Raw genomic sequence first — 24,866 nt, forward strand, 5'->3', positions numbered from 1 at the left:
GTTGATTCGAGGGGATAGCGGCCTCAGGCCGGCACGTTCTGGACAGTCGTGAAGTCAGGATGGCACGGCGGCGCCGACCGTATCGGCCGAGACGGCCTCGCGGGTACCGAGCGGCTTGGGGCGCCCGGTGGTCGTATCCTTCAGCGTCTGCCGCTCGATCTCCGAATTCAGCTCCGCCCCGAACATGATGACGATCGCCGACATCCACATCCACATCATCAGGCCGATCGCCGCGCCAAGCGAGCCGTAGGTCGCGTTGTAATTGGCGAATTCCGAGAGATACCAGGACAGGAGCGCGGAGCCGGCAATCCAGAGGATGGCGGCGGTCACCGCGCCGGGGCTCAGCCATTGCCAGCGCGGCGCATCGCGACTAGGCGCGAAGCGGTACAGGATCGCAAGCGCCACGAGCAGGATGAGGAACAGCAGCGGCCATCGCGCCAGCGCCACGATCAGCTTGCTTTCGGGCGCCATGCCGAGATGATTGAGCGCGAGCGGGAAGGCGACGACGGCGCCCACCATCAGCAGCAGCGCCACGATGCCGCCGATCGTGAAGGCCAGCGACACCATGTTGAGCCTGATGAAGCTGCGCTTCTCGCGCTCCTCATAGGCGACGTTGAGGGCATCGAAGATCGCCTTGACGCCCGCATTGGCGCTCCAGATCGCAAGCAGGAGGCCGAGCAGGAAGGTGGCCCCGAGCGTGGTATTGCCGTTCGACACCACGCGCGCGACCTGGTCCTCGACGATCTGGAACGAGCCCTCGGGTAGCATGGTCGCAAGCGTCTGGAGATTGGCGCTGATGGTCGCGGGATCCGCGAACAGGCCGTAGGAGGAAACCACCGCCGTGACCGCGGGGAAAACCGCGAGCAGCCCAAAGAATACGACGCCGCCTGCGGTCGCCAGCAGCCGGTCCTCGTCGATGCGTTGATAGGTGCGCCAGAAAATATCCTTCCAGCCCGCCCAAGGGATCGTTAACGGGCTCTTCGCATGACGGCCGCGCCCGGGCTCCAGGGCTGCGCCCGCCGGATGCGTCTCCGGTGAATTCGCCTCGCCTTTGCGGTGGTCTTGGGGAGGCCCCGACGCGACAACGCCAGAGTCCTGAAAGTAGCGCTCCGCAGTCAGCACGAAGACGGCCGTTGCCGCCACCAGCAGCCAGGAATCGACCTGCTCGGAGCGCCGCGCCAGCATTCAAGCGTCCAATCTTTGGCCGTGACGCATGCGGCGCGCCGCTGTGAATCCGGCCAGTCCGATGGCCGCGAGCATCAAGCCAAGCTGCACGGGCCGGTTGGTGCGAACGGGCCGGGCCTTTCTGCCATGGCCGCGTTCACCCGGCGCGAGCGGCACGAGCGGGATCGTCGTCGCGACCTCTTTCACCGCCTGCTTGACCGTTCCGCGCGGGATCCGCGGGGTGGCGATCGCAACGCGCATGCGGCTCGCGAGCGGGACGATCGGCTTGGTCGGCCGCTTCATCATGGACATGGCGACGCCGGCGCAGATCGCAGCCAAGGACAGCAGCACGGCGGCGACGGCACCAAAGCCCCAGAATTGCCCGTAGCTGATTGCAACCCAGCGGTAGAGGGCGATCAGGCCGACGAAAAAGGTCGCGAGCGCGAACAGCCCGGCCACCGCGAACAGACCCGCCGCGACCGCGTAGGACGTTGCGCGTCCGGTGGCCTGGCTGGTGCGGTCACGCATATACGACTGCGCGGCGCGCTTGAGATGATTGAGCTTCAGCGCCATGCCGGCGCGCAGCAATTCGCCCGATGGCGCGAGCATGCGGACATCCTCCGAGAGCAAGAAAATTCGTCTCGGGATGAACGTGGCGGTATTTGACTTGTTCCGACGGAGCTTGATCGGTCGTGAGGAATCAGCCGAGGTCGGCGGCTGCGATCCAGAACACTTCGCCCTCGGAGTCCTCGGTGTCGAGCCAGAGCAGCGGCAGTTCCGGAAAGGCCTCGTCGACGAGTTCGCGGCCGCGGCCGATCTCGCAGATCAGCCCGCCATCCGGCGTGAGGTGATCGGGCGCCTCGCGCAGGATCCGGCGCACCACGTCGAGACCGTCGCGGCCGCCATCGAAGGCGAGCTTCGGCTCGGCCCGGCATTCCGGCGGCAGCGCCGCCATGCCTTCGGCATCGACATAAGGCGGATTGGTGATGATCAGATCGTAGCGCGCATCGCCAAGTGGGGCGAACAGGTCGCCGCGATACAGGCTGATCCGGTCCTCGAGCCCGTATTCGCCGATATTGCGCGAGGCGACCTCGAACGCGCCCTTGGAGATGTCGACGGCATCGACGGCGGCGTTCGAAAAATGATGCGCGGCGAGGATGGCAAGGCATCCGGATCCCGTGCAGAGATCGAGCACGCGCTCGACAGCCGTAGGGTCGTCGATCAGCGCGCCGGCGGCTTCTTCGCCGCCGAAATGCGACTCCAGTAGTTCGCCGATGAAGGAGCGCGGAACGATGACGCGCTCGTCAACATAGAAGGGCAGGCCGCGCATGTAGATCTTGTTGACGAGATAGGCGGCGGGTTTGCGGGTGGTGACCCGCTGATGGATGAGATCCAGGACGGCCTTGCCCTCGGCGATCGTGACGCGCGAATTGGCGAAAATCTCGAACTGTTCGGGATTGAGATGCAGCGCCTCGCTCACGAGGAAGACGGCTTCGGCAACCGGATCGGTGGTGCCATGGGCAAAGGCCAGCTTGGCTTCGACAAAGCGGCTGACCGCAAAGCGGACGTAGTCGATCAGCGTGAGAAGTTCGCCCGGACCGACCTTGGCAGCTTTGGGCGCGGCGCGGCCGCGCACCGTCGTTTTGGATGATTTTGCCATCAGGGTTTCGTCCAGCGTGCGGCGGCTTCGTCGTCGCGGGCCTGGGCCTCGACCCAGCCGGTGCCGGCTTCGCTCTCTTCCTTCTTCCAGAACGGCGCGTTGGTCTTGAGATAATCCATCAGGAACTCGGCCGCCTGGAACGCGGCCTGGCGGTGCTGCGATGCCGTCAGCACCAGCACGATGTTCTCGCCCGGCATGAAGCGGCCGACGCGGTGGATGACCGTCACGCCGTTCAAAGGCCAGCGCGAGACCGCCTCGTCGACATGACGCTTGATCTCTTCTTCCGCCATGCCGGGGTAATGTTCCAGCGTCAGTGCGGCGATGTTCGCGCTGTCCTCGTCGGCTCGGCAGATGCCGGAGAAGCTCACGACGGCTCCGATGTCGGTGCGGCTCTTGGTCAGGAGCGCGGTTTCGCGGGCGATATCGAAATCGGCCTCCTGGATACGGATGGTGACGGGACAGGTGACCGAGGCGGCCATGGTCTAGCCGCCGGTCATCGGCGGGAAGAACGCGATTTCGCGAGCGCCGGCGATCGCAGCGTCCGATTTGACGTGGGCGTGGTCGATCGCGGCGCGGATCACCTTCGGCTTCTCGAAGGCGTAGGCGTAGGCTTCGCTTTGGCTGGACAGCCAAGCGATCAGCTCCGCGACGGTGCGCACGGTCGCGGGAGGCTCGATGGTCTCCTCCGCCTTGCCGACGCGCTCGCGCACCCAGGCGAAATACTTCACCTTCATCCCTCGTCCTCCTTGATGAGGTGATGGATGCCGGCGCGGAAATAGTCGTAGCCTGTGTAGATGGTCACGATTGCCGAGGCCCACAGCAGCGCCAATCCGATCATGGAGACGACGGACATCACCTGGTCACCGGCCGGGCCAGCGAGCAGGAAGCCGATCGCAACGAGCTGGACCGTGGTCTTCCACTTGGCAAGCTTGGTCACGGGCACGCTGACGCGGAGCGCGGCAAGGTATTCGCGCAGGCCCGAGACCAGGATCTCGCGGCACAGGATCACGATGGCGGCCCACAGCGACCAGCCATGGATGATGCCGTCGGCAGCCAGCATCAGCAGACACGAGGCGACCAGCAGCTTGTCGGCGATCGGATCGAGCATCCGGCCGAATGCCGATTGCTGATTCCAGATCCGCGCATAATAGCCGTCGAGGTAGTCGGTCACCGCGGCCCCGATGAAGATGGCCACCGCCACCCAGCGCAGCCAGAGCGGCTGATCCAGAATCGACTGCGCGTAGATGCACCCGACCACGACCGGGATCGCGGCGATCCGGCCATAGGTCAGGATGTTCGGGAGGGACATCGCGCGGCTGGTCGTCCCTCGTGTCGTGGCGATGTTCATCGGTCCTACCAATACCGCTGCGGCCTGAAGGTCAACCGTTCCGCTCCACAGATGGGGTGTGGGATGCAACGACCATATGACCTGGCTCTTTTTGGGCCCCTTTTATTCATCCCGCCTGGGGATGGAAATACTCGAAAATCCTGCGGGCGCTCTCGGCGCTCACCCCCGGAACCTTGCCGAGATCGGTGATTGAAGCGCGTTCGATCTCCTTCAGGGTCCCGAAATGATGCAGCAAGGCACGCTTGCGTGACGGGCCAATGCCGGGAATCTCCTGCAAACCGGCTTCGCGGATGTCCTTCTTGCGCAGCTTGCGGTGCGAGCCGATGACGAAGCGGTGGGCCTCGTCGCGCAAACGCTGGATGAAATAGAGCACGGGGTCGCGCGGCTCCAGCTTGATGGCCTCGCGTTCCGGCATGAACAGGGTTTCGCGGCCGGCATCCCGGTCCGGGCCCTTGGCGACCGACATCAGCGACACCTGGGTCAGTCCGAGATTTGTGAAGATCTCACAGACGGCGTTGAGCTGGCCGCGGCCGCCGTCGATGATGACGAGATCGGGCCATTGCGGAAAATCGTCGTCCTTCGCCTTGGCCACGCCCTCCTCGGGCGGATTGATCAGGCGCTTGAAGCGCCGCTCGAGAACCTCGCGCATCATGGCAAAGTCGTCGCCGGGCGTGATCCCTTCCGACTTGATGTTGAACTTGCGGTATTGGTTCTTCACGAAGCCATCAGGGCCGGCGACGATCATGGCCCCGACCGCATTGGTGCCCTGAATGTGGCTGTTGTCGTAGACTTCGATGCGCTTGGGCGAATGCGGCAGGCTCAGCGTTGTGGCGATGGCGTCCAGCAGGCGGCTTTGCGTGGCGGTATCGGCGAGCTTGCGGCCGAGCGCCTCTCGCGCATTGGTCAGCGCGTGAGCGACCAGCTCCTTCTTCTCGCCGCGCTTGGGCGCGGCAACCTCGACCTTGTGGCCGGCCTTGATCGCCAGCGCATTGGCCAGCAGTTCGCTCTCGTCGATCTCGTGCGAGAGCAGGATGTTCCTCGGCGGCGGCTTGTCGTCGTAGAACTGGGCGAGGAAGGAACCGAGCACCTCTTCCGGGGTGAATGTCTTTTCCGCGCGCGGAAAATAGGCGCGGTTGCCCCAGTTCTGGCCGGTGCGGAAGAAGAACACCTCGACGCAGGAGAAGCCGCCCTCCTGGTGGATGGCGAACACGTCGGCTTCCTCGACGGTGCGCGGATTGATACCCTGCTGCGACTGGATCGCCGACAGCGCGGCGAGGCGATCGCGGTAGAGCGCGGCGCGCTCGAACTCGAGCTCACCAGCCGCCTTCTCCATCTCGCCGGCAAGCTCCTGCTTCACCGCACGGCTTTTGCCGGACAGGAAGTCGCTCGCCTCGCGCACGAGCGTCGTATAGCCGGGAAAGTCGATCTCGCGGGTGCAGGGGCCGGCGCAGCGGCGGATCTGGTAGAGCAGGCAAGGCCGGGTGCGGCTCTCGAAGAACGAATCGGTGCAGGAGCGGATCAGGAACGCGCGCTGCAAGGCTGTGATGGTGCGGTTGACCGCGCCGGCGGAGGCGAACGGACCGAAATAGCGTCCGGGCCGGCTCTGCGCGCCGCGGTGTTTCAGGATCTGCGGCGCCCAATGGTCGCCGGTGATCAGGATATAGGGAAACGATTTGTCGTCGCGCAGCTGCACGTTGAAGCGCGGCCGAAGCTGCTTGATGAGGTTGGCTTCCAGCAGCAGCGCCTCGGTCTCGGTGTTGGTCGAGACGATTTCCACGCTCACCGTGGCGGCGATCATGCGCAGGATGCGCGCCGGCTGCGGCGCATTCTGGCGCGCATAGCTCGAGAGGCGCTTTTTGACGTTCTTGGCCTTGCCGACATAAAGCACGTCGGCACTCGCATTGAGCATGCGATAGACGCCGGGCGAGGTGGGGGCGAGGCGGACCGCGCGCTCGATCGCCTCGTGACCGCTCGCCAGCGGTCCTTCGCCGACCGCGCCGCTCTCTTCCAGGATATCAGGCAGCCGCGCCTCGTCCTCGTCGTCGCCGCCGGTCGTCGCGGGATCGAGGTCGGGCGGCGTGTCGCTCGCGGCAGCCGGCGGCAATTTGTGCGCGCGGTCGTCTGGATTGTCGGGGGAATCGTGAACCATGGAGCGAATTTAGGCGCTGAGGATGCCGATTTGAAGTTCCGGCCGTGCGGCGCGCACAGGAGGGGCGGCAAGGCAGTTCCCGGTAACACTTGCTTAAGCCTGTTAACAGCGCGGTAACCCGGCTTAACAGGCCTTTAACTGAAAACTCTCGATAAATCTTACGCGAAAAGTGGTGGTTCCGTAACCATGCGGTTTGCCTCGCGCGGCGGCGTCAGGCTTCGCACCGGTTGCAACAGTTGCGTTGGAGTGTGTGATGAAGAGGCTCGTTGTGGGCGCAGCCGCGTTGGTTGCAGCCGGCTGGACAGCTTCGGCAGAGGCCGCCGACCTCAATTACGGGCAGCGTGCGCCCTATACGGTCAACCAGCCGCTGAACGCGTATAGCTGGGCCGGTCCCTATCTCGGCGGCAACATCGGCTATGAATGGGGCTCGGTCGACAACAATCCCTCAAAGCCGTCCGGCTTCGTCGGCGGCGTGCAGGCAGGCTACAACTTCCAGAACGGGCCGTTTGTGTTCGGCGTCGAGGGCGACATCCAGGCCGCCGGCGCCGACGATACCTTCGCGCCGTGGAAATTCTCCAATCCGTGGTTCGGCACCCTGCGCGGCCGCGCCGGCTACGCCTTCAACAACGTGCTGTTCTACGGCACCGCCGGCCTCGCCTTCGGCGAACTGCGCGCGCAGACCTTCGGCTGGACGGAATCGCACACCACCGCCGGCTGGACCATCGGCGCCGGGGCGGAAGTGGGTCTGGCTCCGAACTGGAGCGCCAAGCTCGAATATCTCTACATCGATCTGTCCACCAGTCAGTTCGCAATTACGGGCGTGTCAAACGGCTATAGCGCCAGCGTTGTGCGCGCAGGCGTGAACTATCGCTTCTGATATCTGAAGAAGAAAATACCGGACAACAACTCCCGGCCACTCCCGGCCGGGATTTTTTTTGCGCCAAGTGTCGTGTCGAATGTTGCTCGTCAGGCTCGCTAGGAGAGGATGACCAGATCGACCGCCTTCGGCCCCTTCCCCTTCTTGTCCGGTTCGACTTCGAAGGTAATACGCTGTCCTTCCGCAAGGTCCTTTAGTCCGGCCCGCTCCACAGCAGTAATGTGCACGAAGACGTCGCGGCCGCCGTCGTCAGGCTTGATGAACCCGTAGCCGCGTTCGCCGTTGAAAAACTTAACCGTTCCCGTCATGGCCATCGGGAAACTCCCCCTCATTGCTCCTCCGCCGCGACGCAGACTCACGTCACGACATGACCGGGCGTCACGGAGCCCGGGAGAGCTGGCCATCCTTGGGCGGACCTCAACGGTCCGGCCGGATCTTTCTTAGGCCTTCACTCCGCCGCAACCATTCGCGGAAGCGGAACGTAAAGCCAGTCACAGAAACAGCATAATACGGTTCTCGGCAGATTGACTACCGCTCCTGCATATTTTTCCCAAGATGCCGGAGTGTTACGGCCTCGGTACCTCCAATCGGAATCTGGCAGCGCCGCCCTGGCCGAGCGGCATTTCCAGCTCCGGCAGGATCGTCTTGAGCTCACCCTGCAGCGTGTAGGGCGGATTGACGATCAGGAGCCCGGTCGAGGCGAGAGCCCCGCCGTCGAGCTGGGGCGCAACGCTGAACTCGAGGCGCAGACACTTTCCCGGTGGTTTTGCTGCAGCTGCGAGCCGCGCCACCGTTTCGGCCAGCATGTCGGTGGCACGCCGGTTCTTGGCCGGATACCAAATGACATAGATCCCGGTCGGCCATTTCGCGAACGCCGTCGAGAAGGCTTCGCCCAGCCGCTCGAACTCGTCCTTTGCCTCGAAGGGCGGATCAATCAGAACGAGGCCGCGCCGCTCCTTAGGCGGCACGAAGGCCGGCAGCGCCACCCAGCCGTCGAGGTCGACCACGCGGGCCTGTTCGTCGCGGCGCAGCACGCCAATCAGCGCTTTTCGCGCCTTCGGCTCCAGCTCGCAGGCGACGAGGCGGTCCTGTGGCCTGAGCAGGCCGCGCGCGATCAACGGTGAGCCCGGATAGGCCTTGAGCTCGCCCTTCGGATTGAAGGCGCGCACGATGTCGAGATAGGGCTTGGCCAGCGCCGCGCTCTCGTTCGACAGGCGCGCCTGCATCAGCCGTGCGATGCCGGTCAGCCATTCGCCGCTCCGGCGCGCCTCCTCGCTCTCGAGATCGTAGAGGCCGGCTCCGGCATGGGTGTCGATGACGCGGAACGCCCCCGGCTTGTCCTGCAGATAGGTGATGATGCGCGCCAGCACGATGTGCTTGATGACATCGGCGAAGCTGCCGGCATGGAAGGCGTGGCGGTAATTCATAGCGGAGAGTTACGACATCGCGCGATGAAAGTAACTCCCGTCATTCCGGGCGGCGGTGCGCAGCACCGAGCCTGGAATCCATTCCGCCATCGGTTATGGCGGGTGGATTCCCTCGATGCGCAACTGTGCTCATGGTTAGCGCTTCGCGTGACCCGGAATGACGGTCTGAGACCTCGGCCTAACCGCCCCTGATCGGCGGCATAGTGACCTGATCGCGGCGGCAGGCGCGGCGTTCGATCTCATCGCAGGCGCGGAATTGCAGGTCCTTGCTGAGGCAGATGCGGACTTCGGAGAGCCGCGTCCGGTTGCAGGTGACCGAGACGGCCGTATTGCTCAACCCCGGATTGGCCTTGATGAAGGCCTCCTCGACCTCCGCCGGCGCCACGGTCCTGGCCTGCGACAGATCGAGATATTCGGCCGGAATTTTGATCGCGGCGCGCGCTTTGCGGATCGTCTCGAAATAGCTGCGGCCTTCGAGGCCAGAGCAGGTGCCGTGCTTGTCCCATTCGTTGAAGATCAGGCCCGGCGCGGGCATCAAATCGAGCATCGAGGAGACGATGCTGCGGTTCAACCGCGGCGAGGGACGCTGGCAATATTCCGGAAAGCCATTCTCATATTGCGGCCACAGCCCATGCACCACGAAGGCGTAGGGCCGCCCGCCGCACTGGACCTGCGAGCGGCCGCCGCGCTCGGCAGCCTCCTCGCAGAACGAGGGCGACCATGACAGCGACAGCACATAGAAGTCGAATTCGCCGGGCGCGTTCTGGCGCTTGTCCTGGGCCTTTGCGTCACCGGCGAATGAGGCGAGGCCCGCGGCAAGGATCAGGGAAAGGGCCAGCGAGATCACCAGGCGGGAGAACGAGTGCAATCTGGAATGAAACATGGCAACGCCCCTCAACTAGACTGTGTGCGGAAGCCTAGCAGGCGGCAAGAACATTTCAAGAACAAAATTCAGGCGGGTGCTGTTCAGAGCTCCGAACGATCCGAATCAAGGCTTCTTGATCAAGGCTGATCACGGCTTGGCGGCGCGGCAGGCCGGATTGTAGGCCCAGTTGCGGTCGAGCCCGACCACGCACCATTCGACGCCGTTGCCGTATCCGGCGAAGCCGCCATCCTCGATGATCGAGAAATGCACCTTGCGCAGCTTGCCGTCGTTGAGCATCGCCTCGCCGGTGCAGTAGCGGCGCGGGATGTTGTCGGACTGCCAGGGCCGGAACGCGGTCTCGCGAACGGCGGAGAAGCCGGTGATCTTCAGCGAGGAATTCCAGAACGAGCTTTCCTTTTCCCAGAACTGGGTGGCAATCGTCGGCAGCGCCCTGTCGCACTCGGCGACGGCGCCATCATAGCGCGGCCCGCTCAGCCAGAAATTCAGCTCGAGCGGATTGGCAGCCCTGGCCTCGCCGAGCGACAGCGCCCCGAACATGAGGCCGAGCAAAGCTACAAAGCGGAGCGATTTCGGGAAGGGGGCGCGCATGAGTAATCCGGACAGCTGAAGTCTTGCGAAGGTCAAACGGTGCCGCGAAGCCCGGGGGAGGTCAAGTGCAGCGCGGCAACACTTCGCCACGAGTTGACGGTAACGTCACTGCCGACAGGGCTTCAGTTCTTTTCACGGCGATCCCGGCACCGTAGACTGGCGGCCAGCCAATTGGAGTGACGGGTATGCGAATCATTGCGGCCGCGGGCCTTCTTGCCTGCCTGGTTGTCTCGGGCATGATGGCGAGCCAGTCGGCGCGCGCCGACATCTTTCCGGTGCCGCCATTCAAGGGCAACGACACCGGCGGCATCATCGCCTATTCCATGGCCACCCAGGTCGATGCGCGGCAGGTCGCGGTCGATCACTGCGCGCGCTACCGCAAGGCGGTCAAATTCCTGGCGGTGCAAGCCTACGAGGGGGGTTACATCTCGTTCTCGTGCCGCTGGGTGCCTTATGGCGCAGCCGAGCAGCCGATCCGCACGCTGTACTGAAGCGTTGTCGTAACGCCGCAATCTCTCAGCCCGGAGCTTCTCGCATGACGCGCAAACTCGCTTTGCTCGGCTCGATGCTTTGCCTCGTGGTGCCGGCGGGCAGCGCCTGCGCCGAGGATCTGCCGGTGCGCAAGGCCGGTCTTTGGGAAATGAGGCTGGTCACATCAGGCTCGCCGGTGCCCGAGATGACCATGCAGCACTGCACCGACGAGACCGTCGACAAGGAGATGAACAACAACGTCTCGCCGATGGCCAGGCAGATCTGCGCCAAGCAGGAGATCAAGAAGACCGCGACCGGCTATGTCAGCGATTCCGAGTGCAACGTCGCCGGCGTCAACACGACGTCGCACGCCGAGATATCAGGCGATTTCAATTCGGGCTACACGGTGAAGACCTCCTCGCACGCGCAAGGCGGCGTCGCGGGCGCGGCCGGCCGCGACAACACCATGACGCTGCAAGCCAAATGGCTAGGGGCGTGCAAGCCGGATCAGAAGCCCGGCGATATCGTGATGCCCGGCGGCTTCAAGATGAACGTGCGCGACGTGGACAAGCTGAAGGCGTTGCTGCCGAAGTAGGTGGATCCTGTAGCCGCGAAATCGGTGCGGCTCCCTCGCCCGTTCTTACGGGGCCCAAACAAGCTTCGCTCGCGCTCCGGGGAGAGGTGAAGACCGGCTACACCGGAATTCGGACGCTCGCCCTCAGTCCCCCCATCGGGCTGTCACCGAGGGTGATGTCGCCGCCGTGCGAGCGGGCGATGTCGCGGGCGATGGCGAGGCCGAGGCCCGTGCCGCCTTCATCCTGGTTGCGGGCGTTGTCCAGCCGCAGGAACGGCTTGAACACTTCTTCGCGCAAATGCGCGGGAATGCCCGGTCCGTCATCGTCGACCGTGACGGTCAAATAACGGTGATCGCGCTGGCCGGTGATGGCGATGCTCTTGCCGTAGCGTGCCGCGTTGGTGACGAGGTTGGCGAGGCAGCGCTTGAACGAGGCCGGCTTCACCGTCACGACGGGCAGGCCGTGGAAGGCAACGGTCGCGGCATGACCGTGGCGTTCGGCGTCGCCGCGCAACTCCTCGAGCGCCTGCGCCATGTCGGTCGGCTGCGACTGCTCACCGGAATCGCCCCGCGCAAACGCGAGGTAATCCTCCAGCATCATCGACATCTCGTCGACGTCCTTGCGCATGCCCTCGAGCTCGGGGCTGTCGCCGATCAGCGCCAGCTCGAGCTTGAAGCGGGTCAGGATGGTGCGCAGATCGTGGCTGACGCCGGCGAGCATAGCAGTGCGCTGCTCCATCGTGCGCTCGATGCGCGACTTCATCTCGAGGAAGGCGACCGAGGCGCGTCGCACCTCGCGCGCGCCGCGCGGGCGGAAGTTCGGCGCCTCGCGGCCCTTACCGAAACTTTCGGCGGCATCCGCAAGCCGCAGGATCGGCTTGATCTGGTTGCGCAGGAACAGCACGGCGACGATCAGCAGGATCGACGACGTGCCGACCATCCAGAACAGGAAAATCTCCGAGTTGGAGGCATAGGCGGCGCTGCGCTGCGCGAACACGCGCATCACGGCATCGTCGAGCTGGATGCGGATCTCGACCAGATTGGAGCGGCCCACCGTGTCGATCCAGAACGAGCGCCCGATCTGGCGGCCAAGCTGCACCGATAGCGTCTGGTCGAGCAGCGAGAAGAACGGCTTCGGTCCCGGCGGCGGCATGTCGCCAGCGGGAAGGAAATCGACGACGAGGCCGAGGCGCTGCTGGGCGATGCGGCGGATCTGGTCGCGATCCTTGTCTTGCGGATAACCCTTGTAGACGTCGATCAGCGTGGCGATGTCCTGCACCACCGCGGCGGACAATCTGCGCGTGACCGTGTTCCAGTGCCGCTCCATGAACACGAAGGCGACGACCGATTGCAGCACCACCATCGGCACGATCATGATCAGCAGCGCGCGGGCGTAGAGGCCGGTCGGCATCCAGCCCTTGAACGCGTTGCCCATCCAGCCATTGGCGGCGGAGACGCGGCCGGCGGCGCTTCGGAGCAGCGTCAGGCCGGTATCGATCGTGCTCATCGGTCGCGCTTCACTGTGTTATGGCGAGGCCACCAGCCGGTAGCCGATGCCGCGCACCGCCTGAAGAAACAGCGGATTGGCCGGGTCGGTCTCGATCTTGCGCCGGAGGCGGTTGATCTGCACGTCGACGGCGCGTTCATTGACGCTGCCATTGCCGGTCAGCGCGCTGCGCGGCACGGTCTCGCCCGGCGTCTCCGAGAGAATGCGCAGCATCTCGCGCTCGCGGTCGGTGAGGTGGATGACCTCCTCGCCCTGGCGCAGCTCCCCGCGCTCGAGATGGTAGATGTAGGGACCGAAGGCGATCTTCTCCACGGTCGCGGCCTGCGGCGGCGGGGCGGCGCGCTTGAGGATGTTGTTGATGCGCAGCGCAAGCTCGCGCGGCTCGAACGGCTTCGCCACGTAGTCGTCGGCGCCGATCTGCAGGCCCTCGATGCGGGCCTCAGCTTCATGGCGCGCCGTCAGCATCACGATCGGCACCGAGGAGGATGTCCGGATGAAGCGGGCGAGATCGAAGCCCGTCTCGCCGGGCATCATCACGTCGAGGATCAGCAGGTCGAAATGCAGACCCAGCAGTTTCGATCGAGCATCGCCGGCGCTTGCGGCGGTGGTGACGCGGTAGCCCTCTGCCGCGAGGAAGCGCGAGAGCAGATCGCGGATGCGGCGGTCGTCGTCGACGAGCAGCAGATGCGGCGCGTCGTCGGCGGGGCGCGCCGGCGGGCGGGCGAGAGTGGCAGCAAGCGGCACGGTCACTCCTTGGCGTTGTTGACGGAAGCGAAGATCGTCTCGAGCACCTTGTCCGGATCGTCCCGATCGATCATCGCGCGCAGGAAGCGCTTGACCGTCTCGGCATCCTGCGGGCTCATCTCGGCGAGCGCCTTGGTGATCCGCGTGGTCTGCAGCCCCGCGAGCTTCTGCACCAGCGCCTCGCCCTTCGGCGTCGCATAGAGCAGGCGCTGGCGGCGGTCATTGTCGCCGGTCTTCTGCACGATGTAGCCTTCGTCCAGGAGCTGCTTGAGCACCCGGCCGAGCGACTGCTTGGTGATGCGCAGGACGTCGAGGAGGTCGGCGACCTTGAGCCCGGGATAACGATAGACGAAGTGCATGACCCGGTGATGGGCCCGGCCGAAGCCGAACGCCTCCAGCTCCTGGTCGGGATCGCCGACGAAATCACGATAGGCGAAGAACAGTAGCTCGATGATATCCCAGCGCAAATTGCCTCCATCGTCTGCGGCCCGCCTGGGCTCGGCAGCGTCGTGAGAGGAAGCCGTGAAATTTATGTCAGGCATATTGACGTATCTTGGGTTCAATGTTACAAAACGATCGACCCGCACGAAATTTTAGATCGTCTCGCGGCGGGCAGCGTCAGAGCAGGGGCGGCGGAAGGAGCCGGACAGGCGACGGCCGCCGGATCAGATCTACCGTGCGATTGTCGAGCGGCGTTTCGGCAAAACATACTGGACTTCCGCGTTCCGCAAAAGCATGTCCTCGCCGACATGCTGGCCACGGGAAACCGGCCGTAACAAGGCTGGCGCTGGTCCAGCCAGACACCTAATGAAGCCAGCCGGCCCGAAACAGGGTTTGCTGGCGCCAGAACAGCGCCGATAGCGGCAGCGGGAGCCAAGGACATGAGCATGACATTCGACATCCAGCCCGCATCCAATCCGACTCCTGAGAAGGATCGTGTGGCCAAGCTGATGGACCCCGGCTTTGGACGCGTCTTCACCGATCACATGGCCATCGTCCGCTACAACCAAGCCGAGGGCGGCTGGTATGAAGCGCGGATCGAAGCACGGGCCAACTTCCAGCTCGATCCGGCCGGCGCCGTCCTGCACTACGCGCAGGAGATCTTCGAGGGCCTCAAGGCCTACAAGCGCGACGACGGCGGCGTGAACCTGTTCCGTCCCGACGCCAATGCGCGGCGCTTCAAGGATTCGGCCGACCGCATGGCGATGGCGCAGCTGCCCGAGGATGTCTTCATCGAAGCGGTCGAACAGGTCGTGCGCATCGACCGCGCCTGGATGCCGGGCGGCGAGGGCAGTCTGTACCTGCGTCCCTTCATGATCGCGAGCGAGACCTTCCTCGGCGTCAAGCCTTCGTCCGAATACATTTTTGCGGTGATCGCTTCGCCGGTCGGGTCGTACTTCAAGGGCGGGCCTGCTCCGGTCTCGATCTGGGTGTCGGAGAATTACACGCGCGCAGCCGTCGGCGGCACCGGTGCCGTCAAATGCGGCGGCAATTATGCTGCGAGCCTGCGCGCCCAGGCCGAAGCGATCCAGCACGGCTGCGATCAGGTCGTGTTTCTCGATGCCCTAGAGCGCCGCTACATCGAGGAGCTCGGCGGCATGAACGTCTTCTTCGTGTTCGACGACGGCTCGCTCTCGACGCCGCCGCTTGGCACGATCCTGCCGGGCATCACCCGCGACTCCATCATCGCGCTGGCCAAGGATGCCGGCAAGACGGTTCGCGAGGAGCCGTACTCGCTCGACCAGTGGCGCAAGGATGCGGCCTCCGGCAAACTGAAGGAAGCGTTTGCCTGCGGCACGGCGGCCGTGATCTCACCGATCGGCAAGGTGCGCTCGGTCAGCGGCGATTTCGAGATCAGTGGCGGTGCCGCCGGTCCGGTCGCCATGGGCCTGCGCAAGCAGCTCGTCGACATCCAGTACGGCCGCACCAACGATCCGCACAACTGGATCAAAAAGGTGTTTTGAGATCTCGTGCCCCGGACGCTGCGCAGCGCTTCTTCAGCGGTGCGCCGCAGAGCCGGGACCCATCTCGCCGCGGATGGACCCCGGATCAGCAGCGCACCACGCCGCCAACAGGCGGCGCGCTGCGCAGCATCCGGGGAACGCCATCAGCCGGCAGTTGCCGCCTCGCGCCGCGGCTGATAAACGCCGCGCATGGCCGAAAAACCCAAAAAACCCCAGAAACTGAAGGCGCGCCTGCCGCGCGGGCTCGAGGATCGCGATCCCGCCGCGATCCGGGCGACGCGCGAGATGGTCGAAAAAATCCGCGCCGTCTACGAACTCTACGGCTTCGAGCCCGTGGAAACGCCGGCGATGGAATATACCGATGCGCTCGGCAAGTTCCTGCCCGACCAGGATCGTCCGAACGAGGGCGTGTTCTCGTTCCAGGACGACGACGAGCAGTGGATCAGCTTGCGCTACGATTTGACCGCGCCGCTCGCGCGCTACGTCGGCGAGCGATACGGCACCGACGCTCTGGTCCTGCCCTACCGCAGCTACCGCGTCGGCTACGTCTTCCGCAACGAAAAGCCCGGCCCCGGCCGCTTCCGCCAGTTCATGCAGTTCGATGCGGACACGGTGGGATCGGCGACGCCGGCGGCGGATGCAGAGATATGCATGATGGCCGCCGACACGATGGAGGCGCTGGGCATCGCGCGCGGCCAGTACGTCGTGAAGGTGAACAACCGAAAAGTGCTCGACGGCGTGCTCGAAGCCATCGGGCTCGCGGGCGAGGCGAACGCGGCGCGCCGGCTGACCGTGCTGCGCGCGATCGACAAGCTCGACAAGTTTTCCGCTGATGAAGTGCGCAAGCTGCTCGGTCCTGGACGATGGGACGGCGGCGAAGAAGGCAAGGGCGACTTCACGAAGGGCGCCAATTTGAGCGCTGCGGAGGCCGACGTCGTTCTCGCCATCACCAAACCGCGCGCGGATTGGAAAGAGGCCATTTCCGCCGCAGAAGCCTACCTCGCCAAGAGCGAGATCGGTCAGGCCGGCGTGAGCGAGCTGGAAGAGATCGCCAAGCTTGTCACGGCCTCCGGTTACGGTGCGGACCGCATCAAGATCGATCCGTCCGTCGTGCGCGGCCTCGAATATTATACCGGCCCCGTCTACGAGGTCGAACTCCTGCTCGAAACCAAGGATGAAAAGGGCCGCCCGGTGCGCTTCGGCTCGGTCGGCGGCGGTGGTCGGTATGATGGCCTCGTCTCGCGCTTCCGCGGCGAGCCGGTGCCGGCGACCGGTTTCTCGATCGGTGTGTCGCGCTTGCAGGCTGCGCTGACGCTGCTCGGCAAGCTCGACACGCGGCCCGAATTCGGCCCCGTCGTCGTCACCGTGTTCGACCGCGACCGCGTCGCCGACTATCAGAAGATGGTGGCAAGCTTGCGCACCGCCGGCATCCGCGCCGAGCTCTATCTCGGCAATCCCAAGAACATGGGCAACCAGCTCAAATATGCCGACCGCCGCAACAGCCCCTGCGTGATCATCCAGGGCTCGGATGAAAAAGCGCGCGGTGAGCTGCAGATCAAGGATCTGATCGAAGGCGCCAAAGCGGCTGCCGCGATCGCCTCAAACCAGGAATGGCGCGAGAGCCGCCCGGCGCAGTTCTCCTGCAGCGAAGCCGAACTCGTCGCCAAGGTGCGCGAGGTGCTGGCGCGCCATGACGTAAAGTGGGGATAGCCATTCCGCCAGGCCGTCTTGCCCGGGCTTGTCCCGGGCATCCACGTCTTGTTTGATGGCGACCGTCAATGGCCGGTGTTCGGCCGCAAGGGAGAGAAAAATGCCTGAGATCACCGTCAGCATGGCTGAAGGCCGCACCGACGAACAGAAGGCCGGCATGATGCGCGACATCACCCAGGCGCTGGTGAAGAATCTCGGCGTCGACGCCGATGCCGTCGTCATCCAGATCAACGAAGCCCCGCTTCGCCACAAGATGAAGGGCGGCAAGACCTTTGTGGAGCGCGCGGCGGCTGCGAAGAAGTGACGCGATAGCGTCATTCCGGGGCAGCCCGTCAGGGCTGAACCACAATGCGCAACTGCGCATTGGGGAATCTCGATCGACAACCTCTGGATTCCGGGTTCGCGCTTGGCGCGCCCCGGAATGACGAGCAAACATCATGGACGCACGTGACTTCATCACGATCGGCATGAGCGCCGAGCGCGCGCTGGTGGTCCCAGTGGATCGCACGGTCGGGCATTTCGTGTCCGGCATGCCGATGGTCTATGCGACGCCGATGATGATTCTGGAAATGGAGATGACGTCGGGCGATGCGATTCGTGCGGCGCTTCAGCCCGGCTGGGTCACCGTCGGCACCGAGGTCGATATCCGCCATCTTGCAGCCGCCCTCGTCGGCGCGACGGTGCGGACCACGGCGAAGGTGGTCGCGGTCGAACGCCGTGTCATCCGCTTCGAGGTCGAGGCGTTCGAGGGCACGCGCAAGCTCGGCGAAGGCCGCCACGCGCGCGGGCTCGTCAATGTAGCGATGTTCAACAAGCGGCTGGGGACGACGTAGCAGCCGCTTGCTCTGCCCTCATCCTGAGGAGACCGCGCAGCGGTCGTCTCGAAGGATCGCCACAGGCGAGAGCCGGGCCTGCATGGTTCGAGACGGCCCTTCGCGCTCCTCACCATGAGGGGATAGCTTCCTTACTTCGCCAATTCCTGCGACCGCTTCGTCGCTGCCGCGATCGTGCGGATCATGAGATCGCGCAGCCCGGATTCATCCATCAGCACGCCGAGCGCCGCGGCCGTGGTGCCGCCGGGTGAGGTGACGTTCTGGCGCAGCGTGCCGGCCGGCAGCTCCGATTGGTGCAGCAGCTCACCGGAGCCGGCGACGGTTTCGCGCGCAAGCTTCGTTGCCAGCGCCTCGGGCAGCCCGGCCTCGATGCCGGCGCGGGCGAGCTCCTCGGCGAGCAGGAACACATAGGCCGGTCCCGATCCGGACACGGCCGTCACCGCGTCCATCAGGCTTTCATCGTCGACCCATTCGACCGAGCCGGTGGCGCGCAGCAGTGCATCGGCCACCGCACGTTGCGCGGTGCTGACGGTTTTTGCCGCGACCGCAACGGTGATGCCGCGGCCGATCGCGGCCGGCGTGTTCGGCATCGCGCGCACCACGGCGCCGCCGCAGACATCCTGGAGCGACGCGATCGTGGTTCCCGCCATGATCGAGACCACCGAGGTCTTGTCGGAGACGAACGCCTTCAATTTGGCGCCGGCCTCGCGGAACATCTGCGGCTTCACCGCGACGACCAGCGTCTCGACCGGGCCGGCCGCTTTTACGTCCGGATTGAGCGTAACGCCCTTGGCGGCAAGCGCGGTGATATCAGGCGAGATGAACGGATCGATCACGGCGATGCGGCGCGGGTCGAGCCCGCCCGTAAGCCATCCGGTCAGCATCGCACCGCCCATTTTGCCGGCGCCGGCGAGCAGGATGGTGCCGGTGACATTTTGGAGGGTATTGTTCGCCATCGCTGCCGCCACAAGCTCGCTGTCGTCCCCGCGAAGGCGGGGACTCCCGCGCGAGCGCTCGCTCGTCGCGTTACTACAGGCGGTTCTAGTGGATGGCGGTGTTGGCAACAAGCCGCGTGCACGAGATGAATCACGCGATATGCGGGACGACGCTGGAGAGAAGCGATTCCCTACGCCTCTCCCACCGTGTCGAACATCGCCGCGTCCATCGCCTCGGTCGTGGTCTTGCCGGCCCACACCACGAATTGGAACGCCGGGAAGTAGCGCTCGCAGGCGTGGATGGCGCCGGCGAGCATGGCTTCGCATTGTCCGGTGGAGGCGGTGAGGCCGCCCGGCAGCACCAGCGCCTGGCGGTGCATGACCATGCCGGTGGTGGTCCACAGGTCGAAATGGCCGACCCACAGCTGCTCATTCACGGCGGCGACGAGCCGCTGCACCTCGCTGCGGCGCGCAACTGGAATCTTCATGTCGAAGGCGCAGGCCAGATGCAGCGCCTCGATCTCGCCCATCCAGGTGAAGGAGAGCTGGTAGTCGGTCCATTGTCCCTTCGAGACAATCGTGAGTTCGTCTTCGCCGGAGCGTTCGAACGGCCAGTTGTTGCTGGCAGCGATATCCTCGACCACCGCGAGCGGATGGCTTTTGGAATCGATAGTGCCTTCGAGCAGGGACATGCCGTCTCGACCTCTTGCCTTTTTGTTGTCTTTGATACGCACGCGGCTGGCCCGGCGAACTCCCTCAACGTCGCGAGCGATCTCCTCGGAAGCGCTGCTGCGATCCCTTGGTGTCGCTCTTGCGATCCCCTTGGATCGGCGCGGGCCTGTCGCGGATCAAGTGATGTGATTTGCGGAATCTGCGCAACCGGGTCCCGAGTCCGTCCACAAGCCAGGACTCGGTCGTCCACAGCTCATCTCCGCCACAATTCTTAACGCCGGACCTCCCAATCCGGAGGGAGGAGAACAAACCGGAATCGGATCCAGGGGAGGGGCGCCCAATCGTTAATTCCGTGCCGCGAGGGCCGCTCCCACGGCGATGGCATGGGACCATGCGATTTACCCATGCGGAACACGCTTGCCGCGACCGCGCGAGGGCTGCATATTTGCCGGCAGGCCGTTCATCCCGGACGGCCGATGTTCTCAGGGCGGGGTGAAAGTCCCCACCGGCGGTAAGGGCCGAAAGGCTCAGAGCCCGCGAGCGCCTTCCGCGAGGGTTATCCCGAACGGAAGGGTCAGCAGATTCGGTGCAACTCCGAAGCCGACGGTTAAAGTCCGGATGAAAGAGAACGGTCGGTGGCGGACGCATCGCAAGATGCGGCTGTTTGTCGTTCCGTGTGCCCTGATTCTGGTCCTTAAACCGAGGAAAGCCATGAATCAGATGTTGCAAGATCCCCAAGCCGAAACGTCCGAAGTGACCCAACCGCCGGTTCCGCAGGGGCCGGCAACCGAGCACCCGCGCTTCGCAAAGCCGCAGCGGGTGGCCTTCGTGCAGGCCTGCTGGCACCGCGACGTGGTCGAGGAAGCCCGCATTGCCTTTGTGAGAGAGGCCGAGGCGCGGCACCTCACCCATGTCGACGTGTTCGAGGTGCCGGGCTCGTTCGAAATCCCGCTGCACGCACAGGTCCTCGCCAAGACGCGGCGCTACACCGCGATCGTCGCGGCGGGCCTCGTCGTCGACGGCGGCATCTACCGCCACGAGTTCGTCGCCGATACTGTGATCAAGGCGCTGATGGAGGTGCAGCTCCGCACCGAGGTGCCGGTGTTCTCAGCCGTGCTGACGCCGCAGCAATTCCACGAGACCGAGGTGCATTACGACTTCTTCCGCAAGCATTTTGCGATCAAGGGTGTCGAGGTCGCCGAGGCCTGCGCCAACACACTGCATGGTCTTGAGCGATTGCGCGGCCAGGTCGCCGCGGGAATCGTGTAACGCAGCGCAACGACCATCCCTCATCCCAGGGAGCGCGAAGCGCGTCTCGAAGGATGAGGGACGATCGCCGTGTTCGTCATCACCCCAGCGACACCCCCGCCTTGGCGCGGCTGATCCCGAGGGTCAGGATGCGCTGAAGGAGGTCCGGATATTTGAGCCCGGCATGTTGAGCCGCCGTGGCGAATTCCTGGCTCTTGGCGATTTCAGGGTTGGGATTTGCCTCGATGAAATACGGCGTGCCGTCGGCGGCGAGGCGAAAGTCGATGCGCGCATAGCCGTCGAGGCCGAGCACCCGGTAGATGCGTTTCGCGGCGTGCTGGATGCGCGCGGTGACGTCGGGCGCCAGATCCTTCGCAGGCCCGTCGACGATGCCGAGCTTCTCCTGATAGTCGGTGTCGTGCTTGGCTTTTTCGGTGGCGATGTGCCGTGAGGAGCGGCCGCCCATGCTGCCGAATTTCAACTCCCAGACCGGTAGAACGCGTAGGCGATTGTTGCCGAGCACGCCGACGTAAAGCTCTCGTCCCTCGATGAACTGCTCGGCAATGGCGGCGGATTCGACCCGCTCGTGGATGAAGGCAACCCGCTCCACCAGCTTCTCGTCGGTATCGACGATCGACGCTTGCGAGATGCCGAAGGACCCATCCATGTTCAGGCTCTTGACGATCAGCGGCAGCGCAAGACGGGTCGGGCGCTTTACCTTGCGGCGCATCGGGAAGACCGCAAAAGCCGGCGCGGCAATCCGGCGGTGATGCACCAGCGTCTTGGACAAATCCTTGCCGCGCGCCAGGGTCAGGCCGCGCGGATTGCAGCCGGTATAAGGGACCTTCATCAGCTCGAGATAGCTTGCGATGTGCTGGTCAAAGGCGACGTTGTTGTGGAATTCCTCCAGCAACGTGAAAACCACGTGCGGCTTGAACTCCTCGATCGCCTCGCGCACCGGCTTGATTTCCTCCTGCGCGCCCAATGGGCGAACCTCATGGCCCGCCGCGCGCAAGGTGCTCACGACGTCGTATTCGGTTTTCCACGCGTTGATTTCCTGCGCGGTGTGTCCGTCGCTGGAGTCCGGCGGCACGAAGTCCGGATGCATGAGCACCAGAATGCGCAGACGTCTCATAGCGCGATCCATTTGCGCCGAGACGGGCCGAACATCGTGTGCATCGTCTTGGCAGTTACGAGGACGGTAAAATCGAGAACAAGCTTCGGTTCGGGACCGACGGCGCGCAGGTCCAGCTCGCGGCACCGAGAGATCATCTCATCGAGCACGGCATCGAGTGTAAGCTGATTCTCGCCCGTCCATCGCGCCACCAGCTGCCTGATATGGGCGCGGTGCCGCCGGATCAAGGCAGAAGCCGGCTTCGACCGGTGATGCCGCGGATCGGCCGAAAACAGCCGGGAGAGATCGCGGTCGTAGGTCTTCGGAGGTGTGAAGGCGTAGAACGCCTGCTTCTTCTTGTAGTGGTCTTCGAGCGTCTGGCTGAGCCGACCCAGCGTATCGACACGCTCCCGCGTGGTGATCAGCGGCCGCTTTCCCGCGATCTCGCCCATCAGCTCGTCGACATATTCGAGCTTCTTCAGTGCCGGCCAGCCGGCATATCGCGTCCGCCAGTTCGAGCGCGGCCGCAGCCACACCGCAAAGGTCTCGGCGAAATCCTCGTCGGGATGGCTCTGCGCATACCACAGCCGCAGATGCTGGACGTAACGCCTGCTGGCCGGATTGGGCCGGTAATAGCGTGGATAGTGTTTCGAGGACGGGCCGAACAGTTGCTGCCAGCGCCGGCGGCGCTGCAACTGGTAGCCGTGCTGGATCGCATGGCCCGCTTCGTGACGGAGGATGGCCATGCACTCGCGCCAAGTTCCGCCCTCGACGTCGAACATCATCTTCTTCTCGAGCTTCATCAGGCGCGGATGAGCGAGATAGAACGGAATGGCGATGCCGGGAACGCCGCCCGGACTGAACCATTCGCTCGACATCCACGTGTGCGGCCGCAGCCGGATATCCCGTTCTTCCAGCTCCTCATAGAGCGTGCTGACGCAGTCCTCGAGCCAGGTGCCTTCGACCGCAACCCTCAGGCTGCGGAGGCGTTGCTGGAGCAGCTGCTCATCCGACAGATTTTCCCAGGCAAATTTCCGGCGGGGCATCAGGCATCCAGATGGCAGAGCTGACTCGATATCCGGATGATGTCATGGGGCGGGGCTGGCAACAACCCGCCGCGTCGGTGTTGTAAGGGACGCAAAATGCGCGCGCTCCCTCGCGCCGCAAGCGAGGCGAGCTAGGAAATTCAGTCGAACAGGCTCGACACAGACTCTTCGGCCGCGGTGCGCGCGATCGCGTCGGAGATCAGGCTGGCGATCGGCAGCGTGCGGATGTTCGGCGCCTTGGTCACCGCCTCGGTCGGCAGGATCGAGTCGGTGATCACGAGCTCCTTCAGCCGGGAGTTCGTGATGCGGGCGGCCGCGCCGCCGGAGAGCACGCCGTGGGTGATGTAGGCGTAGACGTCCTTGGCGCCCTTGGCGATCAGCGCATCGGCCGCGTTCACCAGCGTGCCGCCGGAATCCACGATGTCGTCGATCAGGATGCAGGTGTAGCCGGCGACGTCGCCGATCACGTTCATGACCTCGGACTCGCCTGCACGTTCGCGGCGCTTGTCGACGATCGCCAGCGGGGTGTTGATGCGCTTGGCAAGGCCGCGGGCGCGGGCCACGCCGCCGACGTCGGGCGAGATCACCATCGTCTTGGAGAGATCGAACTTGTCCTTGATGTCGCGCACCATCAGCGGCGCGGCGTAGAGATTATCGGTCGGGATGTCGAAGAAGCCCTGGATCTGGCCGGCATGCAGGTCGAGCGTCATGACGCGGTCGACGCCGGCCTGGGTGATCAGATTGGCGACGAGCTTGGCCGAGATCGGCGTGCGCGAGCCCGACTTGCGGTCCTGCCGCGCGTAGCCGAAATAGGGCAGCACCGCGGTGATGCGGCGCGCGGAGGAGCGGCGCAGCGCGTCGGTGATGATCAGCAGCTCCATCAAATGGTCATTGGCGGGGAACGAGGTCGACTGGATGACGAAGGCATCCGAGCCCCGGACGTTCTCCTGGATCTCGACGAAGATCTCCATGTCGGCGAAGCGTCGGACCACCGCCTTGGTCAGCGGCAGGTCGAGACCTTGCGCGATGGCCTGTGCGAGAGCCGGATTGGAGTTGCCGGCGACGAGCTTGATGGAGCCGTTTTTGGCCGACATGGACGCTTCCTCCCGCGCTTTGCTGGACACGACGTTCAACATCTCAGATCCCACTGGGAGCACGGTTACGACGGGCGAGGAAATATCAGGCGCGAGGCTGCAATGGCAACCCGGGATGATACGTTTTCCCTCCGAATCCTGAATCGGGCCAACGGTTTGGACGCGACTAGAGGCCGTGGTTTAGCGGGGGTTATCGCTCGGCATAGCCGAGGGCTGAGGCCGGCATGTCCGGCGCGGGCGCAACGGGGATGACGCTCGCCACCGCCGGTCCCCGCAGGCCTGGAGCCGCGCCAGGTGCATCCGGGGTTCCGTTGATCATGTTGGAAAGGCCGCTGAATCCGGCCTGGGCGATCTTCCGGAGCACGAGGTCGTCGGCTGCCGCCCATGCATCCCGCCCAGCCCTCGTGGAGGTCGGTTCCTCGCCGGAGAGCCGTAGCGCGCGCTGCTGGTTGGCGTCGTAGACGTCCCAGACCCAGGCGATCACGGTCCTGCCGCGCACGATCTGGGCCGAGAGGTAGCTGCGCACGCGGTAGGCGGCCGTACCCTCGCGGGAGACGACGGACAGGCTCCGCAGCTTGGATTCGCTGTCGAGCACGCCGACCATGCGGTCGAACACTTGCGGTGGCGGGCCGTCGATGGATTCGAAGGCAACCGTAGCACCCGAGCCGGTGCTCGGCGCCATTGCGTAGGAGTTGGCGGCACCGCCGCCGCCGGCGCAGCCGCCAAGCGCGGTCGCAGCCGCCAGCAGCATGACCGCCGGCCAGCGCGAACCCGCGCGGCGCAGAAAAGATGACGCGTCCCTCATTATGGAGGGCAGCGATATCGTTAAAATCGATTAAGGTCTAGGGCGGAGGC

28 protein-coding genes and 1 riboswitch are annotated in these 24,866 nt (G+C 64.7%); of the genes, 8 read left to right on the forward strand and 20 right to left on the reverse strand.

From position 1 onward, the window contains the following. Window positions 1-54 precede the first annotated feature (54 nt). From IVB28_RS27825 to uvrC, 7 genes are all read right to left on the reverse strand, one after another. Window positions 55-1,185 carry a YihY/virulence factor BrkB family protein gene (locus IVB28_RS27825; RefSeq protein WP_247530513.1) on the reverse strand — a complete coding sequence of 377 codons (1,131 nt, stop codon included), beginning with the start codon at window positions 1,183-1,185 and terminating at the stop codon, window positions 55-57. After that, window positions 1,186-1,773, reverse strand: coding sequence for a phage holin family protein (locus IVB28_RS27830; protein ID WP_247530515.1), 588 nt, complete (start codon window positions 1,771-1,773; stop codon window positions 1,186-1,188). It abuts the gene before it with no gap. 91 nt (window positions 1,774-1,864) lie between these two features. Continuing rightward, window positions 1,865-2,824, reverse strand: a complete 960-nt coding sequence (gene prmB, locus IVB28_RS27835) for a 50S ribosomal protein L3 N(5)-glutamine methyltransferase (RefSeq protein WP_247530518.1) — start codon at window positions 2,822-2,824, stop codon at window positions 1,865-1,867. Next, entirely contained in the window at window positions 2,824-3,303 is a 480-nt protein-coding gene (locus tag IVB28_RS27840; RefSeq protein WP_247530520.1) for a molybdenum cofactor biosynthesis protein MoaE, read from the reverse strand. Before IVB28_RS27840 ends, prmB begins: the two co-directional genes overlap by 1 nt. 3 nt (window positions 3,304-3,306) lie before the next feature. Beyond that, complete coding sequence (gene moaD / locus IVB28_RS27845) at window positions 3,307-3,558, reverse strand: molybdopterin converting factor subunit 1 (protein WP_247530522.1); 252 nt, start codon at window positions 3,556-3,558, stop codon at window positions 3,307-3,309. Then, the gene (gene pgsA, locus IVB28_RS27850; RefSeq protein WP_247530524.1) at window positions 3,555-4,172 is read right to left on the reverse strand and encodes a CDP-diacylglycerol--glycerol-3-phosphate 3-phosphatidyltransferase; all 618 of its coding nucleotides are present in this window, start codon (window positions 4,170-4,172) and stop codon (window positions 3,555-3,557) included. Before pgsA ends, moaD begins: the two co-directional genes overlap by 4 nt. 106 nt (window positions 4,173-4,278) lie before the next feature. After that, complete coding sequence (gene uvrC / locus IVB28_RS27855; RefSeq protein ID WP_247530526.1) at window positions 4,279-6,321, reverse strand: excinuclease ABC subunit UvrC; 2,043 nt, start codon at window positions 6,319-6,321, stop codon at window positions 4,279-4,281. Between the two features lie 253 nt (window positions 6,322-6,574). Here uvrC and IVB28_RS27860 point away from each other — a divergent pair, with 253 nt between their 5' ends. Continuing rightward, on the forward strand, window positions 6,575-7,198 hold the full coding sequence (locus tag IVB28_RS27860; RefSeq protein ID WP_247530527.1) for an outer membrane protein: 624 nt from the start codon (window positions 6,575-6,577) through the stop codon (window positions 7,196-7,198). A 98-nt stretch (window positions 7,199-7,296) separates the two neighbouring features. Here the strand turns inward: IVB28_RS27860 and IVB28_RS27865 are convergent, their stop codons facing one another. The 4 genes from IVB28_RS27865 to IVB28_RS27880 all read right to left on the reverse strand — a co-directional run bounded on the left by IVB28_RS27865 (window position 7,297) and on the right by IVB28_RS27880 (window position 10,099). Beyond that, the gene (locus tag IVB28_RS27865; RefSeq protein ID WP_092029496.1) at window positions 7,297-7,512 is read right to left on the reverse strand and encodes a cold-shock protein; all 216 of its coding nucleotides are present in this window, start codon (window positions 7,510-7,512) and stop codon (window positions 7,297-7,299) included. A gap of 252 nt (window positions 7,513-7,764) precedes the next feature. Continuing rightward, complete coding sequence (gene rlmJ / locus IVB28_RS27870) at window positions 7,765-8,625, reverse strand: 23S rRNA (adenine(2030)-N(6))-methyltransferase RlmJ (RefSeq protein ID WP_247530529.1); 861 nt, start codon at window positions 8,623-8,625, stop codon at window positions 7,765-7,767. A 178-nt stretch (window positions 8,626-8,803) separates the two neighbouring features. Further along, entirely contained in the window at window positions 8,804-9,508 is a 705-nt protein-coding gene (locus IVB28_RS27875) for a ribonuclease T2 (protein ID WP_247530531.1), read from the reverse strand. Window positions 9,509-9,637: 129 nt separating this feature from the next. Beyond that, window positions 9,638-10,099 carry a hypothetical protein gene (locus IVB28_RS27880; protein ID WP_247530532.1) on the reverse strand — a complete coding sequence of 154 codons (462 nt, stop codon included), beginning with the start codon at window positions 10,097-10,099 and terminating at the stop codon, window positions 9,638-9,640. 185 nt (window positions 10,100-10,284) lie between these two features. On the opposite strand from IVB28_RS27880, the gene IVB28_RS27885 reads away from it, so the two are divergent. Both IVB28_RS27885 and IVB28_RS27890 read left to right on the forward strand, forming a co-directional pair. After that, entirely contained in the window at window positions 10,285-10,590 is a 306-nt protein-coding gene (locus IVB28_RS27885; RefSeq protein ID WP_247530534.1) for a hypothetical protein, read from the forward strand. Between the two features lie 44 nt (window positions 10,591-10,634). Next, window positions 10,635-11,165 (forward strand): DUF3617 family protein, encoded by a 531-nt coding sequence (locus tag IVB28_RS27890; RefSeq protein WP_247530535.1) that lies wholly within the window; start codon window positions 10,635-10,637, stop codon window positions 11,163-11,165. Window positions 11,166-11,262: 97 nt separating this feature from the next. Here IVB28_RS27890 and IVB28_RS27895 read toward each other — a convergent pair whose 3' ends face one another. Genes IVB28_RS27895 through IVB28_RS27905 form a run of 3 tightly spaced genes read right to left on the reverse strand, consistent with a single transcriptional unit; the run spans window position 11,263 to window position 13,862 of the window. Continuing rightward, the gene (locus tag IVB28_RS27895) at window positions 11,263-12,651 is read right to left on the reverse strand and encodes an ATP-binding protein (RefSeq protein WP_247530537.1); all 1,389 of its coding nucleotides are present in this window, start codon (window positions 12,649-12,651) and stop codon (window positions 11,263-11,265) included. An 18-nt stretch (window positions 12,652-12,669) separates the two neighbouring features. Continuing rightward, window positions 12,670-13,401, reverse strand: a complete 732-nt coding sequence (locus tag IVB28_RS27900; protein ID WP_247530539.1) for a response regulator transcription factor — start codon at window positions 13,399-13,401, stop codon at window positions 12,670-12,672. After that, window positions 13,398-13,862, reverse strand: a complete 465-nt coding sequence (locus tag IVB28_RS27905; RefSeq protein WP_212080775.1) for a MarR family transcriptional regulator — start codon at window positions 13,860-13,862, stop codon at window positions 13,398-13,400. Before IVB28_RS27905 ends, IVB28_RS27900 begins: the two co-directional genes overlap by 4 nt. Window positions 13,863-14,276: 414 nt before the next feature. On the opposite strand from IVB28_RS27905, the gene IVB28_RS27910 reads away from it, so the two are divergent. The 4 genes from IVB28_RS27910 (at window position 14,277) to IVB28_RS27925 (ending at window position 17,902) form a co-directional block, all read left to right on the forward strand. Continuing rightward, a complete protein-coding gene (locus tag IVB28_RS27910) occupies window positions 14,277-15,359 on the forward strand; it encodes a branched-chain amino acid aminotransferase (RefSeq protein WP_247530543.1) in 1,083 nt (360 codons plus the stop codon). 189 nt (window positions 15,360-15,548) lie between these two features. Then, on the forward strand, window positions 15,549-17,069 hold the full coding sequence (hisS, locus tag IVB28_RS27915; protein WP_247530544.1) for a histidine--tRNA ligase: 1,521 nt from the start codon (window positions 15,549-15,551) through the stop codon (window positions 17,067-17,069). Window positions 17,070-17,124: 55 nt separating this feature from the next. Further along, on the forward strand, window positions 17,125-17,373 hold the full coding sequence (locus IVB28_RS27920; RefSeq protein WP_256467021.1) for a tautomerase family protein: 249 nt from the start codon (window positions 17,125-17,127) through the stop codon (window positions 17,371-17,373). Between the two features lie 133 nt (window positions 17,374-17,506). Next, entirely contained in the window at window positions 17,507-17,902 is a 396-nt protein-coding gene (locus IVB28_RS27925; RefSeq protein ID WP_247530547.1) for a hotdog domain-containing protein, read from the forward strand. Between the two features lie 131 nt (window positions 17,903-18,033). On the opposite strand, the gene proC is transcribed toward IVB28_RS27925, so the two are convergent. Together proC and IVB28_RS27935 are read right to left on the reverse strand one after the other, a co-directional pair. Further along, on the reverse strand, window positions 18,034-18,858 hold the full coding sequence (proC, locus tag IVB28_RS27930; RefSeq protein WP_247530549.1) for a pyrroline-5-carboxylate reductase: 825 nt from the start codon (window positions 18,856-18,858) through the stop codon (window positions 18,034-18,036). 170 nt (window positions 18,859-19,028) lie between these two features. Then, window positions 19,029-19,529, reverse strand: coding sequence for a YbjN domain-containing protein (locus tag IVB28_RS27935; protein WP_247530551.1), 501 nt, complete (start codon window positions 19,527-19,529; stop codon window positions 19,029-19,031). A 454-nt stretch (window positions 19,530-19,983) separates the two neighbouring features. Next, window positions 19,984-20,143: riboswitch (FMN riboswitch) on the forward strand. A gap of 77 nt (window positions 20,144-20,220) precedes the next feature. On the opposite strand from IVB28_RS27935, the gene IVB28_RS27940 reads away from it, so the two are divergent. Further along, window positions 20,221-20,778 (forward strand): 6,7-dimethyl-8-ribityllumazine synthase, encoded by a 558-nt coding sequence (locus IVB28_RS27940; RefSeq protein WP_247530553.1) that lies wholly within the window; start codon window positions 20,221-20,223, stop codon window positions 20,776-20,778. Between the two features lie 79 nt (window positions 20,779-20,857). Here the strand turns inward: IVB28_RS27940 and IVB28_RS27945 are convergent, their stop codons facing one another. The 4 genes from IVB28_RS27945 to IVB28_RS27960 all read right to left on the reverse strand — a co-directional run bounded on the left by IVB28_RS27945 (window position 20,858) and on the right by IVB28_RS27960 (window position 24,816). Continuing rightward, window positions 20,858-21,892 carry an ATP-grasp domain-containing protein gene (locus IVB28_RS27945; RefSeq protein ID WP_247530555.1) on the reverse strand — a complete coding sequence of 345 codons (1,035 nt, stop codon included), beginning with the start codon at window positions 21,890-21,892 and terminating at the stop codon, window positions 20,858-20,860. Then, complete coding sequence (locus IVB28_RS27950; RefSeq protein WP_247530556.1) at window positions 21,889-22,917, reverse strand: putative zinc-binding metallopeptidase; 1,029 nt, start codon at window positions 22,915-22,917, stop codon at window positions 21,889-21,891. Before IVB28_RS27950 ends, IVB28_RS27945 begins: the two co-directional genes overlap by 4 nt. Before the next feature lie 140 nt (window positions 22,918-23,057). Continuing rightward, entirely contained in the window at window positions 23,058-24,011 is a 954-nt protein-coding gene (locus IVB28_RS27955) for a ribose-phosphate pyrophosphokinase (protein ID WP_247530557.1), read from the reverse strand. Window positions 24,012-24,201: 190 nt separating this feature from the next. Beyond that, the gene (locus IVB28_RS27960; RefSeq protein ID WP_247530560.1) at window positions 24,202-24,816 is read right to left on the reverse strand and encodes a hypothetical protein; all 615 of its coding nucleotides are present in this window, start codon (window positions 24,814-24,816) and stop codon (window positions 24,202-24,204) included. Window positions 24,817-24,866: the final 50 nt, after the last annotated feature.

Origin of the sequence: Bradyrhizobium sp. 199 (assembly GCF_023073355.1) — a bacterium.
In the GTDB taxonomy this organism is placed as follows: domain Bacteria; phylum Pseudomonadota; class Alphaproteobacteria; order Rhizobiales; family Xanthobacteraceae; genus Bradyrhizobium.